This window comes from Dulcicalothrix desertica PCC 7102, from assembly GCF_003991905.1.
Classification (GTDB): Bacteria; Cyanobacteriota; Cyanobacteriia; order Cyanobacteriales; family Nostocaceae; genus Dulcicalothrix; species Dulcicalothrix desertica.
The window spans coordinates 276,544-290,713 of the sequence record NZ_RSCL01000011.1; the positions used below are offsets into that span (position 1 = coordinate 276,544).

A 14,170-nucleotide genomic window follows, 5' to 3' on the forward strand; every position below is an offset into this window, starting at 1 on the left:
AATCCTTTGATGCGAAATGACCAAAATCGTTTGTTGCGACTATATTATTATTGGTGCCGCTTCTGCTGGGAGCATAGTAGCTTCAAAACTTGCTGCTCATGACTCAGGTGTAAGTATTCTCCTTCTGGAAGCTGGAGGAAGTGCAGACAACCCACAAATGTGGGCGCCAAGCAACTGGTTTGAAGTTTTGCAGAAATATCCAGAAATTGGGTAGGGCAAATGCTCCGCATTACGTTCCGTAAGACTCCACTCGCTTGGGACTATTTATACCTTATCTGACTTTTCAAACATCCTCTTATAATGCCGATTACAATACTAGCGATAATCAATATGGATACACTTTGTTTCTATTTAATATAACTAATTCATCTAATTTGATTCGAGAAACCACATATAGCACTTACCAACCACAACAATATCAGAATGTAACCGTGATAAGTAAGGCTTTTGTAACTCGAATTTTATTTGAGGGTGCTTCTTCAGTTGGTGTTGAGTATATTAAAGAAGGTCAACAAAACTTGGCTTACGTACAAAATGAAATTATTCTGAGTGCAGGCGCCATTTCAAGTCCAAAAATTTTAATGCTTTCTGGTATCGGCGACGAAAACGAATTAAGAAAGTTTGATATTCCTGTAGTTGCAAACGTTCCAGAAGTTGGTAAAAATTTATATGACGACCTGTTTGTAAGTGTTGGATTCTCTATTCCCGAAAACTCTTATGTGCCATTCTATTCCTATAGTTTAGCTCCGGCAGTGATTTTCGGCTCTACAAAAAATAATCCGCTGTATTGTTGACATAGAATCTTCAGTAGGTGTTGGAACACTAAAAGGTTTTCCAGGTTTAAAAAATTCTTTTTGGTTGTGGCCAAATGTCATGCACATGAATAGTAGAGGAACTGTTAGTTTACGCTCAAGCGCTGCTTATGATCCTCCTCTCGTTGACCCTGGATACCTAACGGCGCCAGAAGATTTACAGATGTGTAAAACGGCACTTCAATTTTGATCTGAATTAACTTGCTTTCAGCTTAATATCTAATTCGTATGACTGATTTCAATTTATTCACTTCTTTGAGAATGGCAATAGCAATGTATCTAGAATCTCTCGCCTCTTGAGTTTGCTGACGTTACAATTACTGTTGAGGCAGTTGAGTAACAACCGCGATGCGTTATAATACTGCTTTAGAAGTTCTTTTTGGGAGTCACTAAACTGCCAGTCGAAACCAATGTTACGATGTTGAATAGCTATTGCTCTCAATTGTTGAATCCAAATAGTACCGTTTTTCTCCCACCATTGCTTGTACTCCGGTGAATGACTTTCATTCGTTAGAAGTTGGTCTTTGAGTTGTTGCAATTGATTTTGCAATGTATCGTCAGTGTCGCTGACGTAGTAGTTAGTTGTATCAAAGTTACTAACGTACTGGCTGGTAATTTCAAGGATACGAACAAGAACAATATCTAGCGCAATTTCGATGTCGAGGACACGAGTGAGGAGGTAGTAGTCGATATCACAGTCGTCCTTGAAACCATGCTCAAAGGCAATAGCACGCTCGCGGTCATTATTAAGATTAAGGCAATAGGCAAAAGTAATAGCACGCTTAAGGTCAGTATTGATGTCAATTATTGGGTTGTGAGCAAGAATGTAAACGATATTGCGAGTAAGAGTAAAGTCTATACCAGAGTCAAAAACAATATTATAGATTAGGTCGTGGTCAAGGTCATGGACAACATTGCAGTAAAAAGCTCGAACTGCTGCAGGTGTATAAGGCGCCTTTACAGAAGAGGCTTTTTCATTAACCCAAGAGTGAAACTTTGTCAAATATTCATCAGTCGCTAAAAGTGCATCAACTCGCTGTTTCATAAGATGCAACAAATTATCTGGACTTGTCAACATCTCGGTTGTTAACAAAAAGATTTCTTGCCAATTTGTTTGAGTGATATGCTCGACTAACTTTTCTAAATCTGACCTTTGCTTTATTGCCCTAGCAACAAAATACTCCTGAAATGTTAAATGAGAGAATGAATAAATGCCCTTTGCCTGTTCTATTAATAACCCATGTTGTGCTTCAATCGATTTCAACACTGTTTCGCTGTTTAGTCTCAATAATTCCGGGCCAGGGTCAATATCTCGTAAGTTGCTGATAAAGTCAGCAATGTATTCCTCAACTAGCTCTTGCTCAAAGAAGTAAGCTCCCTGTTCAAAAGTTTTTAAAGCTATTTGGCACAGTAAATCTTCTTTATGCTTCACGGACAGTTTTTTACAAACCTGCTGCCGTTCGTGATAAATTTTAGCATCCCATTGTTTCAGTAATAGCCTCAATGCTTCCTGATAAAGCTGAGAAAGCTTTTTAGGGAAAGTTTCTTTATCTCCAAATGCTAAACACAGCAGCGTCAGGAGCAAGGGATTTGTTGCAAGCTCTTGAATTGACTTATTCTGCTTCAATTTCTGGATAAAGTGTTCTGCCTTTGTTGAAGTGTTATGTGTAGAAAACCAATTTTTTGCAAAAATGACGATTTGTTCTTCATCAAAATCTGCTAACTCCACTTCTGTAAACCGTTCAAAAACGTATTCGTTGGCTGCAATTCGACAGGTAAGAATAAATTTATTGTTATAAAATCGGTCAGAAATTTCCTGTATTTGCTGTATAACTCGTTTTGTATGTTCCTCTCGAACTTCATCCAAACCATCAAGTAACAAAAGTAACTTCCCTTGTCTTAATAGCTGCTCTACTTTAACATTAGCATTTGTTATTTCCAAAAGCGATAACTCTTGAGTAATATATTCTAGAATATTTAGTTTTTCAAGTGTTTCTGCAAAATTTTTCAGACTAATAAAAATAGGTATGCAGTTATTCTGTAAATTATTGTAAATACACTGTATTGCCAAATACTTTAAAAATGTAGTCTTTCCTGCTCCTGGTTTACCCAACACTATCAGCTTATTATACCGCTGCACTGCTTCGTATCCCGGCAGCCGCTCTCTAGTTCTACTGCTAAGGTCAACACGGTCTAATGTTTCTGCATCTTTTAACAGGTCTTCAATTTCTAGGCGCCTGTGTTTAGTAATTATATGTAAAACATTAACATTAGTGTAAATGTAACCTAAATTAATAGGGTTAGCCATATCTAACACCCGTATATAGCTCAGGCGTTCTTGAATATACAGTTTTATCTTTTCACGTAAATCTTCTATTGAGGTATCAACGTTGGCTAAATTTATGCATAACTCTTGCCAATTTAGAGTATGTTCAGCAGGGTTCTGATAAATCATAGGTAGCCAAGAGGCGCCGGGAAATTCATCTTCTAAACCCTGTAATCTTAAACGTGCATAACGCACCGCTAAATAGAAAGATTGACCACTAGAAAAAGCTCCCAAAAAATATTTTACAAACTCTTGTGCTACAAAATCGGGTATTTCTTCGCGCATCACAACAATTTGAGGAATATGCAAATCACTTAACTCTTGTGCAAGTCCCAAACCATCACAAGAATTAAAAATAGCTATTTTTAAACCGCGTGAAACAGCATGTGTTAAAGCATTCTTCAACTCGCTTATTTTTAAACTACTGGTTTGATTTATATATATCTGACCTTTATTACCCTGACTATGGCTATGCCCTGCAAAAAACAAAATATCCCAACCTTGCTCGTCCCAAAGCCACTTATCTAACTCCTGACGTGAAGGCTCTACTAAAAATACTGTTGATGCACGTGGTAATTGTTCTAAAATATTTCTATCTTGTTGAACATCAATACCTTGACTATCACCCAAAATTGCCAATATTCTAACTTGATTTTTCTTCGGTTTACGTAATGCTTTAACTCGCTCATATTTTGAAGTACTTACAGCTACTTCGCATAATTGGTAATGCTCAACAAAATTCCACAAATGCCAAGGTAACCGTTGCAAGAGAATATCGTTCGCTTCAATAATAACCTGAAATTCTTCATCTAAAGCCAGTTTCTCTCGTAATTTTTGGTCAATGGGGCGAAATGAATCAGAGTTGAGCCAAGAATTTATAGCTTCATATAACTGCTCTTGAATTTGACTAAAACCTACTTCACTAATATTATTTAAATCTGTAGAATTTATTTTGATTCTTAAATGGCTTCCAAATCGGTTATAAAGTGCTTTATATATTAATTTAAAGTGTTTATAAAGTTCATAAATTTCCGGAGCAGCAGGTAAACTACCTGTAAATTTTATCGGACGGGAGTTATTTTCCCACAATTGTGCAGTCACAGGAGAAAAGCCATCCTTTAAATTACCTTTCTCCATATTGATTACAACAAATTTACTCATCGTTAATTATAAAATAGTTATAAGTCAGGAACTAAACTTTTAATAATCTATTATAGCAAATTTCATGTCGGCACCAGTACTACCCCATTGGCACATCATCCACCACTTACAACTTAAAAAATCCGTGGTGAATAAATTGACTATACTTGCCTCTATATTATTATAAAGGGTTCGATAACTGAGGAAAAGCAGAGTATGCACAAGCTGAAACTCTCAAGAAAATTTAAAATCGCAGCAATTAACCTAGTTCTATTCACTCTCACTTTCTCCTTGATTATCATTCCCATCACAATTGCCAAACAACCGGAACCTACAAACACTCAAACTACCATAACCCAAGCGACACCAGAACAACTTCAAGCCACAGCAGAACATTTGTTTAAAGCCGGGCGCCTAACTGATGCAGTAACTACTCTCCAGCAAGTCATCCAAATTTACAAACAATCTGGAAATACTCTCGGACAAGCAGCAGCACAAATCAACCTCTCTCTCGCATTAGAACAACTAGGTTCATGGAAACAAGCAAGTGTTGCAATTAATACCAGCTTAAATTTACTTGGTTGGGATAATGCAAATAACACATTAAAAGCCAACAATCCCGAATTAGAATTACTCAAAGTTCTGGCGCCAACTTTAGATATTCTAACTGGGCAACAACTAAGGCAGGGACAGTCAGATGCAGCGAATGAGACAGCCAAACATGCCCAGATATACTGGCGTCAGTTGGGTGACAATACAGCAGTTCTACGCAGTCGTATAAATCAAGCACAAGCTTTACGGGTTTCTGGTTTTAACCGTCGCGCAGAAAATATTTTAGAATCAGTATTTCAAGAGTTACAAAATCAACCAGACTCATTTATAAAAGTGGGTGCATTGCGCTCGCTTGGTAATGTTCAGCAACAGTTAGGTGAATTAGATAAATCTCAGAAAAGTTTACAGCACAGTTTAGAAATCGCTCAACGTTTACAATTATCCGAAGAAATTAGTCTTACAGAATTATCTCTTGGTAATACCGCTAGGCTTATAGGTAATATTAATAACGCTGTTACACATTATCAAAATGCAGCAAAGACGGCGCCGAACCCACTCTTGAAAGTGCAAGCTCAAATTAATCAACTAAACTTGCTAGTTAATAATCAAAGAATAACAGAAGCAAGAACTCTAATCCCTGTAATTCAATCTCAATTACCTAATTTACCTGCAAATCAGGCAAGTATATATGCCCGAATTAATTTCGCTAGCACAATCATGAAAATTGCTGATAAAAAAGATACTGCTTCTATTTTAGCAGTCGGTGTGCAACAAGCTTCATCGATAAATGACCCGCGCGCGCTATCTTATGCACTAGGTACTTTAGCAGAAGTTTACGAGCAAAATCAACAGTGGCAAGAAGCACTTAATTTAAATAAACAAGCATGGTCAAAGTCCCAAGATATTAATGCTCCGGATATTGCTTACCGTTGGGAATGGCAGTTAGGACGTATATTTAAAGAACAAAATAATATTACTGAAGCAATAAAAGCTTATGATGCATCAATAGAAACACTTTCTAATTTCCGTACAGACTTAGCGGGAGTAAACCGAGAAATACAGTTTAATTTCCGTGATAGTGTAGAACCTATTTATCGACAGTCAGTAGAACTGCTTCTACAAGAAAAAGGACAATCAAAACCAGATTTAGACAAAGTACGTAAGCGAATGGAAGCTTTGCAATTAGCAGAATTAGACAATTATTTTAGAGAAGCTTGCTTAAATAATCAATTTGTAGCACTTGATAAAGTAGTAGACAATAAAAATCCTGACACTGCTATATTGTACCCAATTATTTTGGATAATCAACTTGGGGTTATCCTCAAACTTCCAGGGCAATCTTCTTTAATACATAAAGCTTCAGCAATTAGTAGTAAAGAAGTAGAGCAAGTCATTGCACAAATGCGAGATAATATAGTGGAGCCTGATGAAATCCAAAAATTTCAAGCTGCTTCCAAACAACTTTATAAATGGTTAATTAAACCGATTGAAGCAGAAATAAACAATAGTAAAAATAAAATTAAAACTTTAGTATTTATTCCTGATGGCTCGCTGCGAAATATTCCAATGGCTGCTCTGTATGATGAAATCAGTAAAAAATATTTAGTTCAGAAGTATGCTATTGCAATTAGCCCTGGTTTACAGCTATTTACACCTAAACCTCTGGCACGGCAAAAACTAAATGCGCTTGCAGGAGGACTCTCACAACCACCCAAACCGTTTAAATCACTTCCCTATGTTGGAGAAGAACTAAAATCAATTCAAAAAGCAGGCGTAACAACAGTTACATTATATAATGATAAATTCAAGAGTAAAATTTTAGAACAAACCATCAACGCTCAACCTTTCCGAGTCGTCCATTTAGCAACTCACGGAAAATTTAGCTCGAAAGCTTCAGAAACTTTTATTTTAGCTTCAGATAAACGTATTTATGTAGCTGAACTAAATGAATTACTCAAAAGTCGAGAGCGCTCCCGAACTGAACCCATAGAATTACTTGTTCTCAGCGCTTGCGAAACTGCTGCTGGAGATAAGCGCGCGGCACTAGGATTAGCTGGTATAGCTTTACGTGCAGGTGCCCGCAGTACCTTAGCATCTTTATGGCAAATTGGTGATGAATCCACAGAGAGATTTATTAATCAATTTTATCATCACTTGACAAAAGGTAAATCGACAGCAGAAGCTTTACAACTAGCTCAATTAAACTTACTAGAAAGTGATAAATTCAATCGTCCACTTTCTTGGGCGCCATACGTTTTAATTGGTAACTGGTTATAAGTTTGAGATAATTGCCTACTGGCGTTAGCATAATTGCCTGTTAACATTGTTCCACTTACAGAAGCGACTGTTAAGAGTGTTAAAGCAGCCCATGATTTATTGAAATTAAACATGACTTGACTTTTAAGGGTATTTGATTAAAATTCGTTTGTGTTCCTTTAATTATTTAATTCGTATGACTTATTCAATTTATTCATTCACATTTAAATTACCCCCTAACACCACTTCCGTCTTTCAATATATCTAAACTAATGAACTAATTAGTAAGTGTTTGTGAAAATGGAATATTACTAATATTGCTTAAACCAATTGATTGTAATAAAGATTGCCACTCAACTTCATTTGAGGAACGTAGCTGTGCCAATATATTTATAGAATCAAACCAAATTCCATTTGCCGCATAAATTGCAGCTTTTTGTACAGGGGTTGCGGTTTCTAACTGAGAGATAATACTAGGGTTTAGATTAACTCTTTGAATACTGCCTTCTACATATATAGGAACGCTCGCTGCTTGTTGAATAGTGCAACGGACTTTAAAAAACCATTGATACTGCTTATCTACTTGTAATGCAACATTTGATGCTAAAGTAACATTAATTACACTTGGATTTGATGGCAGTGCAACTTGACTTCTATAAATTTCGTTACCTTGGCTATCTTGTAAGGTAAATTGAGCATTAGAACTAGATTCAGCTGAACTACTTGTGTAAGGAACGTAAAACAAAAATGTTGGTCGCTCGGAAGTAGTTAGTCCACCTACAACTTCTTTCTGTGATGTACTTGTTTGTTTAATAGCAGGCGCCGACTGAGATGGAACTAATGCAGTTAGTTCAGTTGAGGTTGCAGAACAATTATCGCGGCTCCCCATTCCTGTACGGCGCCCAGATACAGTACCTATGTTAGGAGGCAATTTTGGTGGTATAAAAACTGGTCGTGAAGTTGATTTAGTGGGTGCAGGTTTTGGAGTTTGAGCTATAGCCTGCATTGGATACTGAATAGTACTACTCAAAATCAGGGCAGTTAAGAACATCCGCTTCATGACTTTTACTTCTCCCAACGATTTAATTGCCGATAGATGAATAATAGGGTAAGCAAAATCAAAGATATGCAGTTTGAAGAAGAATATTTTTTGTAAATTTTATTTAAAATTATCATCTATCTATGGGTATATTTTTATAATTTATATCTTACATCTGCTTTGTTGGATGTGATATTAACTACTAAATCTGTAACTATCAAAACCTAATAAACATCAAGTCGTTTCCACCGGAGGTGCATGTACCTGCTTGGCAAGAATATGTAACTTCGGCTCAAGAAATTGGCGTTTTTGAATCGTTGAAGCAACGGTTGGTGCAACTACGATTTCCTATAGAAGCAGGAATCAGTCAAACAGAAGCTTATAAGTCGGCTACTCGCAAAGGTGTGTTACTAAGAGACACAGCTAAATCACCAGGTCTAGTTTTGGAACAACCTAATAAACTTCAATTAATAGTGCATGAAAGCCTAGCTGGAGCTATCCCTGTTTTGATTGCTTCACAGGCGCCAAGACTTTGTGTCCCTAGTGCAAGCTCTAACAAAGCACAACGAACCAGTTGCAATTCCTGATTCGATGGGCGCCTGTATAGTTGCTGGTTTCAATAACTGGGATAGAATTCATCAATACAGAAAACAATGGTCAGCCAAACACCCAAATGACTGCTCCGAGGATAAATGGGCCGTGGAGTTTCGCCAAATAATTGCAAAAAAGGAGCTTTATCAAGATAGATTTATTATTCTCAGTGATGGCTACTACAGTGCTGTATCCCCTATCGATATTGGAATTGAAGCAGAAAAATGGCGCTGCTTATCTATGAAGATTCGTTTAGAACACGAATGTACGCACTATTTCACCCAGCGCCTGTTTGGCTCGATGCGTAATAATTTACTTGATGAGTTAATCGCCGACTACAGAGGTATTGTAGTTGCTAATGGGCGTTATCGTAGCGACTGGTTTCTTCGCTTTTTAGGATTAGAGAACTTTCCAGATTGTAGAAAAACGGGTAGATTACAAAGCTACCGAGGTCAACCGCCACTTTCTGAAGGAGCATTTACAATTCTTGCCAAATTAGTGAAAGCAGCAGCAGTTAACTTAGAGCAATTTGATACAGATAATTCTAATTATTTAGAACAACCAAACGCACAAGCACAAATGCTAATTGCTCTAACTTGCCTAACAATCGAAGAATTAGCCTCGTCCTTTCCACAAGAAATAATTCAAGAAAATTTAGCTAATTAATTTATGATGCTAGAACGTAGAGACCGAATTTAATCGGTCTCTATAACATTATTATGTAAATTTATCTAACATTAACACCACACACTGACTTTTTTCTAGGTACAATCGTTACCCAATTACCATTCCAAACACCATTTGACATTCAGTATTTCTCAAACACTGACCAACAGAACCGGGTTTGATTTTTTCACATTCGTCATTTTCAGGGTTGATATGGGTTACTGGGCTTGTTTCTGTCAACCCGTAGGCTTGCTTGATAACGCAATTTAAACGCTGTTCACATTCTCTTGTTAGTTCATTGCCCAATGGCGCCGCCTGTAATCAAAATATGCTTCTTTTTTAAATCTGGATAGATTGGATTCATAATTTTATTATTTTCCAATTACGTGCCCAACTCATGACAAAAGTGTAGATTCTACCAGTTTGGAGTATAACAATGCTAATAAGCAGTATCCACAGCAAGACTCATTTTTACTCCACCTTGAGGACTTATTAAAAAACCTCGACGAGTTGGAGCAACAGGTGCAAATTCCTCTAATTTAAACTGATAATTTAAAAGCATCGTTGCCAGAATTAATTTCATTTCAAACAAAGCAAATACTTGACCTAAACATTGACGAGAACCTCCTCCAAAGGGTAAAAATTCGTAAGATGAGTATTTACGATTAATAAACCTTTCGGGTTGAAATTTTTCTGGTTGGGGATATAAATCTTCTCGGTGATGAGTTAGGTAAATACAAGGTGTAATATATGTCCCAGAAGCAACATGGTATCCCCTTAAATTCACAGACCGAAGAGTAATTCGAGGAAAAGTGAAAACAGATACAGGGTAAATCCGTAAAGTTTCTTGACAAATGGCTGTTAAATAAGGAAGTTGAGCAATTTTAACTGGGTCAGGAGTATTTAAACTTTGTAACTCATGCAACACCTTATGATAAAATTCTGGTTGTTGATGAATCCAATATAAAGCCCAAGCGATGCTAGTAGCAGTGGTTTCGTGACCAGCATTAAGTAAAGTTAAGAGGTTATCCCTTAATTCAATATCAGTCATGCTTTCTCCATCGTCATATCCTGCTTGTATTAGCAAACTCAGAATATCGCGATGACTCGACGATTGCACTTGTTGGCGCCGCTCTAATATTTCCGTCATTATTTGTTCGTCAATCTGTTGTCGTAAACGGCGATATCTTCCCCAAGGACTCCAAGCACCTAAATCTTTCTGTAAAAACGGAAGCAATAAAATACTGGCACCAATTGGTGAACTAGTCAACGAGAGCCAAGTTGTCATTAAAGTTTTTAGTTTTTCAAATTTTGCTTCCTGCTCAATACCAAACACTACTTTTAACATAATCGTCATGGTAATGTCTTCACATAAATGACGAGCGATAAAAGTTTCACCTGGTTTGAGGTGTTGCATCACTTGTTGGGTAATCTCACAAATCTGGTGCCCATAGTTAACCGTTTGTTCCCCATGAAAAGGAGGCATAACTAGCTTGCGCTGTTTTTGATGGCGTTCACCGTCTTGCATTATTAATGAGTTTTCTCCAACGTGAGGTTTAAATATTTCATTGGCGGCGCCTGGAGCGTCAAGAATTTTATTTACGGGATTAAATAACTCTTGAATATCCTGGGGGTGGCTAACGACTAAAGTTTCTAGATTGCCAAATGAGTTAGTAAAGAAAATGTCTCCATAATCTTTGGCACAACGGTCTAAAAACTCTAATGGTTTTAGAGTTGATTCGATTTGTTGGATGAATTTAGGAGATTTAAGTTTTTGAATTTGTTTTGTTGTCATAAGTTTTTATTTGGGTGCGGCTCTTTTGGGAAAGATCAAAAATAGTGACTTCAGAACCCTGTGCAGCAAAGGATTAAATTAAAACCTCTCCAATACCAACTGAGGTAGAAAGTTAGACAGATTATCCACCTAATTCATATAATTTTTTTTCTGTAGACTTCAAAAGTTCTGCGGCTTCTTGTCCTCCACAATTTTTTAAAATATATATTGCTAATCTCAAATTATCGCAAGCATCGACATCTCTAGAATTTTAAATTGGGAAGTAGTTTGTATTTTGCAAACTGCTCAAACGTCGTAGGTGTACAGGTTTCAGGTGTTCGTATGGAACCTAAGAGGTTGTTTGAAAAGTCAGATAAGGTATAAATTGTCCCAAGCGAGTGGAGTCTTACGGAACGTAATTCGGAGCATTTGCCCTTACTGCTAGAATCTAGGGTTTGAAACTATAGCATTCCTAAATGATTTGTAAAAATTATATCCTTGTAGAGACGCGATTAATCGCGTCTCTACAACGTGCGGATTTTATGAATGATTTAGGACTGCTATATATACCGAGATGCTACCCTGCGGGAAAACTGCGCCCTTCGTTCCTCAGCATGACATGAAAGCACACTTTTCAAACATCCTCTAATGGTAAGTTAAGCCAATGAGCGGATAGGGGAGGAAGCTCGACTTCGGGTGAAGTTGAAGGATTTTGATATCGTTCAACCAAAATTCCATTCCAGCCCCGAAGTTTACTTGTTAAAACTAGAGATTTATTCAACCATTGGTTGAGATTAAGCGGGTTGATAAAGTTGTTGTGTAATTGCATCATATTCTTAAATTACACAAAATTTTGATTACTAACATCTGCCCAACAAAATTTTCATCATTTACCTCCTATTTAGCTAATCACACTCACGTTTGAATCAAGGTCGCCACCTGTCTTATAGACATAATTAAAAGCATCTTGATCATTAAGCAGATTTGCTCGCAAAAATAGCCCGCTCCAGCGTCCAATGGCGCCTGTTGCCGTTTCTTGATCGAGTGTTGGTCGATTTGGCTCACGGGTCAAATTATCTGTATTAGTAATACCATAATGATTAGCGCCTTCAATTGCAATCAGCGCTTTTGGTGTATCTTGAATTTTCACATAGGTTGATGCCACTTCACCAAAATCAGCAATACTATCGAGTGTTCCTGCAATTAAGCCAACAGGAATATTTTGATTGTCAATTGTGGGAAATGTGCCACTATCAGGTGGTGTCTGGAAACTGGTGCCGAAGAAGATGCCTGCTTTTAGTTCAGGTGGTCGAGTATAATCACCTTTAGAAACACCCGGGTCGTTGATATTTTGAATAGCAGCTAATCCAGCATACCCACCAAACGAGTGCCCCAAAAGTCCTAACTTGTCGGTATCTATAATTTCAAAGATGGGTGAGGTAGCATTAGCATCTTCTAATTTCATTTGAGCCAGCACGTCCGAAACTTGCTGTTGATCTGCCAAAAATCCTGTAATACTTTGTCCATTTATGGTTAGGGTTCGTTCATTATTCGGAACAACCACAACAAATCCATAGCTCGCAACTTTTTCTGCATAGTTAGAATACTCTGCTTTATCAACCAAAGCACCTTGCAGCATCAGCGCAATTGGTAATTGGTCGGGAGTTGCGTTTGGCAAAACTGGATAGTAAACATCTGCCAAATCACCATCAGCAGCAATTGTAGTTGTGTACCGTTTCACTTGGTTATAAATCGAATCGGGGTTAAAGGGGTTATCTTTTTTCAACCGTAATACCTCTCCTTGTCCAGCGGTAAAGCCTTTGTTAGAAATATAAATATCACCATCAGTACCAATTTCTATACCTGTGGGATTAATTAGCTCATCCGAAGCAAGTGTCCTGCGAGTTTTACCATCTGGAGATACATATATCAAGGCGCCTGCATCACTGCCATTTAAGATACCATCCGCATCGTATTCTAGAACATATAAACCACCAGACTTATCAAAGGCAATATCAGAAATATTCGTAAAACCGCCTGCATAAACTTCGGGTTTACCATCAGCATTGATGCGGTAAACTTGTGCTGTGCCTGTTTGAAAAGGAAAACCAGTCAATTCGCCAACATAAAGGGCGCCATCAAGACCAACGGTAACTGAGGTGGGGACAGATTGCCGCACCACTTCGGAACCCGTGAGCGGATCAGTTGTGGTACGAGCCGGAAAAACAGTTTCTAAATTTATTTCGCTGCCAAACGCGCTGACTCGTAGCAAATCATTGGCGCCTGCATCTAGAACATAGGCGTTATTGTCCTTGATAAGCAAATCGTAGAGGTTAGTATTTACGCCTTGTTTATCAGGGTTATTGTTTTGTTCATAGGCGCCAAAATCTCTTAATCTCGTCCATGAACCACCATTATCAAAACTATCAATCCCGATTAACTGACTAAAATCAGGTATTTCTAACAAAGCATCTCGATTAGCTGGATTACTAGCAAGGCCTACAATTGCATAAGCGTTTCCATAAGCATCAAACTCAATGTCATTGATGCCTGCTGCATCTGACCCATCGGGAAATGCCAGCGATGGTAGCCCAGTGACAACTCGTTCTGCAACAGAGTTTTGAATTCGGGTAATTGCACCTGTGGCACCATAAAACAAAGAGGCGCCTGGTAGACTTGGAGATGGAATACTGGCACCTGTTCCCCCTCGTCCAGCTTCCGCAACATAAAGGGCGCCATCAGGACCAAAGTTCAGTTTACGTGGACCGTCCAGGCCAGACGCTAGCACCTCAATTCGCGATATTTGCAGCGTTTCTACCGTTTTAGACATGATTTTTTTTACTCAACCTCTTAAAACGTTAGGTCTGCTTATTTAATAGGTGGAGGTTTGATTAAATTATGCATCTGTAAAATTGTTGCTATTTTAAGAATGATAATACATCTCAATATGAATAGTTGTTCGCTTGCAGTACCTATAAATAAATAGCAGAGTTTACTCGTCATTAGCAGAACTA

13 protein-coding genes are annotated in these 14,170 nt (G+C 37.7%); 6 read left to right on the forward strand and 7 right to left on the reverse strand.

From position 1 onward, the window contains the following. Positions 1 to 16: 16 nt before the first annotated feature. From DSM106972_RS53730 to DSM106972_RS53740, 3 genes are all read left to right on the forward strand, one after another. Entirely contained in the window at positions 17 to 214 is a 198-nt protein-coding gene (locus DSM106972_RS53730; protein WP_233787307.1) for a GMC family oxidoreductase N-terminal domain-containing protein, read from the forward strand. A 40-nt stretch (positions 215 to 254) separates the two neighbouring features. Then, on the forward strand, positions 255 to 794 hold the full coding sequence (locus tag DSM106972_RS53735) for a GMC family oxidoreductase N-terminal domain-containing protein (RefSeq protein ID WP_233787308.1): 540 nt from the start codon (positions 255 to 257) through the stop codon (positions 792 to 794). A 79-nt stretch (positions 795 to 873) separates the two neighbouring features. Then, on the forward strand, positions 874 to 1,002 hold the full coding sequence (locus DSM106972_RS53740; protein ID WP_233787309.1) for a GMC oxidoreductase: 129 nt from the start codon (positions 874 to 876) through the stop codon (positions 1,000 to 1,002). A gap of 57 nt (positions 1,003 to 1,059) precedes the next feature. On the opposite strand, the gene DSM106972_RS23675 is transcribed toward DSM106972_RS53740, so the two are convergent. Next, positions 1,060 to 4,299, reverse strand: coding sequence for an NACHT C-terminal helical domain 2-containing protein (locus DSM106972_RS23675; protein WP_127083006.1), 3,240 nt, complete (start codon positions 4,297 to 4,299; stop codon positions 1,060 to 1,062). A 195-nt stretch (positions 4,300 to 4,494) separates the two neighbouring features. On the opposite strand from DSM106972_RS23675, the gene DSM106972_RS23680 reads away from it, so the two are divergent. Continuing rightward, on the forward strand, positions 4,495 to 7,107 hold the full coding sequence (locus DSM106972_RS23680; RefSeq protein ID WP_127083007.1) for a CHAT domain-containing protein: 2,613 nt from the start codon (positions 4,495 to 4,497) through the stop codon (positions 7,105 to 7,107). A 256-nt stretch (positions 7,108 to 7,363) separates the two neighbouring features. Here the strand turns inward: DSM106972_RS23680 and DSM106972_RS23685 are convergent, their stop codons facing one another. Beyond that, entirely contained in the window at positions 7,364 to 8,146 is a 783-nt protein-coding gene (locus tag DSM106972_RS23685; RefSeq protein ID WP_127083008.1) for a DUF928 domain-containing protein, read from the reverse strand. A gap of 233 nt (positions 8,147 to 8,379) precedes the next feature. On the opposite strand from DSM106972_RS23685, the gene DSM106972_RS55415 reads away from it, so the two are divergent. Both DSM106972_RS55415 and DSM106972_RS23695 read left to right on the forward strand, forming a co-directional pair. Continuing rightward, entirely contained in the window at positions 8,380 to 8,712 is a 333-nt protein-coding gene (locus tag DSM106972_RS55415) for a DUF7005 family protein (RefSeq protein ID WP_127083009.1), read from the forward strand. Then, the gene (locus DSM106972_RS23695; RefSeq protein ID WP_325052207.1) at positions 8,669 to 9,382 is read left to right on the forward strand and encodes a DUF7005 family protein; all 714 of its coding nucleotides are present in this window, start codon (positions 8,669 to 8,671) and stop codon (positions 9,380 to 9,382) included. Before DSM106972_RS55415 ends, DSM106972_RS23695 begins: the two co-directional genes overlap by 44 nt. Before the next feature lie 61 nt (positions 9,383 to 9,443). Here DSM106972_RS23695 and DSM106972_RS55860 read toward each other — a convergent pair whose 3' ends face one another. The 5 genes from DSM106972_RS55860 to DSM106972_RS23720 all read right to left on the reverse strand — a co-directional run bounded on the left by DSM106972_RS55860 (position 9,444) and on the right by DSM106972_RS23720 (position 13,986). After that, a complete protein-coding gene (locus tag DSM106972_RS55860) occupies positions 9,444 to 9,524 on the reverse strand; it encodes a mannan-binding protein (protein ID WP_127083060.1) in 81 nt (26 codons plus the stop codon). After that, positions 9,491 to 9,688 (reverse strand): AMP-binding protein, encoded by a 198-nt coding sequence (locus DSM106972_RS23705; RefSeq protein ID WP_233787310.1) that lies wholly within the window; start codon positions 9,686 to 9,688, stop codon positions 9,491 to 9,493. Before DSM106972_RS23705 ends, DSM106972_RS55860 begins: the two co-directional genes overlap by 34 nt. A gap of 133 nt (positions 9,689 to 9,821) precedes the next feature. Further along, positions 9,822 to 11,177, reverse strand: coding sequence for a cytochrome P450 (locus DSM106972_RS23710; protein ID WP_127083011.1), 1,356 nt, complete (start codon positions 11,175 to 11,177; stop codon positions 9,822 to 9,824). A gap of 613 nt (positions 11,178 to 11,790) precedes the next feature. After that, positions 11,791 to 11,988 carry a hypothetical protein gene (locus DSM106972_RS52630; protein WP_186538604.1) on the reverse strand — a complete coding sequence of 66 codons (198 nt, stop codon included), beginning with the start codon at positions 11,986 to 11,988 and terminating at the stop codon, positions 11,791 to 11,793. 69 nt (positions 11,989 to 12,057) lie between these two features. Next, positions 12,058 to 13,986 carry a ScyD/ScyE family protein gene (locus tag DSM106972_RS23720; RefSeq protein ID WP_127083012.1) on the reverse strand — a complete coding sequence of 643 codons (1,929 nt, stop codon included), beginning with the start codon at positions 13,984 to 13,986 and terminating at the stop codon, positions 12,058 to 12,060. Positions 13,987 to 14,170 lie beyond the last annotated feature (184 nt).

What these genes read in the sequence shown, in the direction of transcription:
- DSM106972_RS23675 (WP_127083006.1), bottom strand. Translation starts at nt 4,299, where the DNA reads ATGAGTAAATTTGTTGTAATCAATATGGAGAAAGGTAATTTAAAGGAT.
- DSM106972_RS55860 (WP_127083060.1), bottom strand. Translation starts at nt 9,524, where the DNA reads ATGTCAAATGGTGTTTGGAATGGTAATTGGGTAACGATTGTACCTAGA.
- DSM106972_RS23720 (WP_127083012.1), bottom strand. Translation starts at nt 13,986, where the DNA reads ATGTCTAAAACGGTAGAAACGCTGCAAATATCGCGAATTGAGGTGCTA.
- DSM106972_RS53740 (WP_233787309.1), top strand. Translation starts at nt 874, where the DNA reads ATGCACATGAATAGTAGAGGAACTGTTAGTTTACGCTCAAGCGCTGCT.
- DSM106972_RS23710 (WP_127083011.1), bottom strand. Translation starts at nt 11,177, where the DNA reads ATGACAACAAAACAAATTCAAAAACTTAAATCTCCTAAATTCATCCAA.
- DSM106972_RS23685 (WP_127083008.1), bottom strand. Translation starts at nt 8,146, where the DNA reads ATGAAGCGGATGTTCTTAACTGCCCTGATTTTGAGTAGTACTATTCAG.
- DSM106972_RS52630 (WP_186538604.1), bottom strand. Translation starts at nt 11,988, where the DNA reads ATGATGCAATTACACAACAACTTTATCAACCCGCTTAATCTCAACCAA.
- DSM106972_RS23680 (WP_127083007.1), top strand. Translation starts at nt 4,495, where the DNA reads ATGCACAAGCTGAAACTCTCAAGAAAATTTAAAATCGCAGCAATTAAC.
- DSM106972_RS53730 (WP_233787307.1), top strand. Translation starts at nt 17, where the DNA reads ATGACCAAAATCGTTTGTTGCGACTATATTATTATTGGTGCCGCTTCT.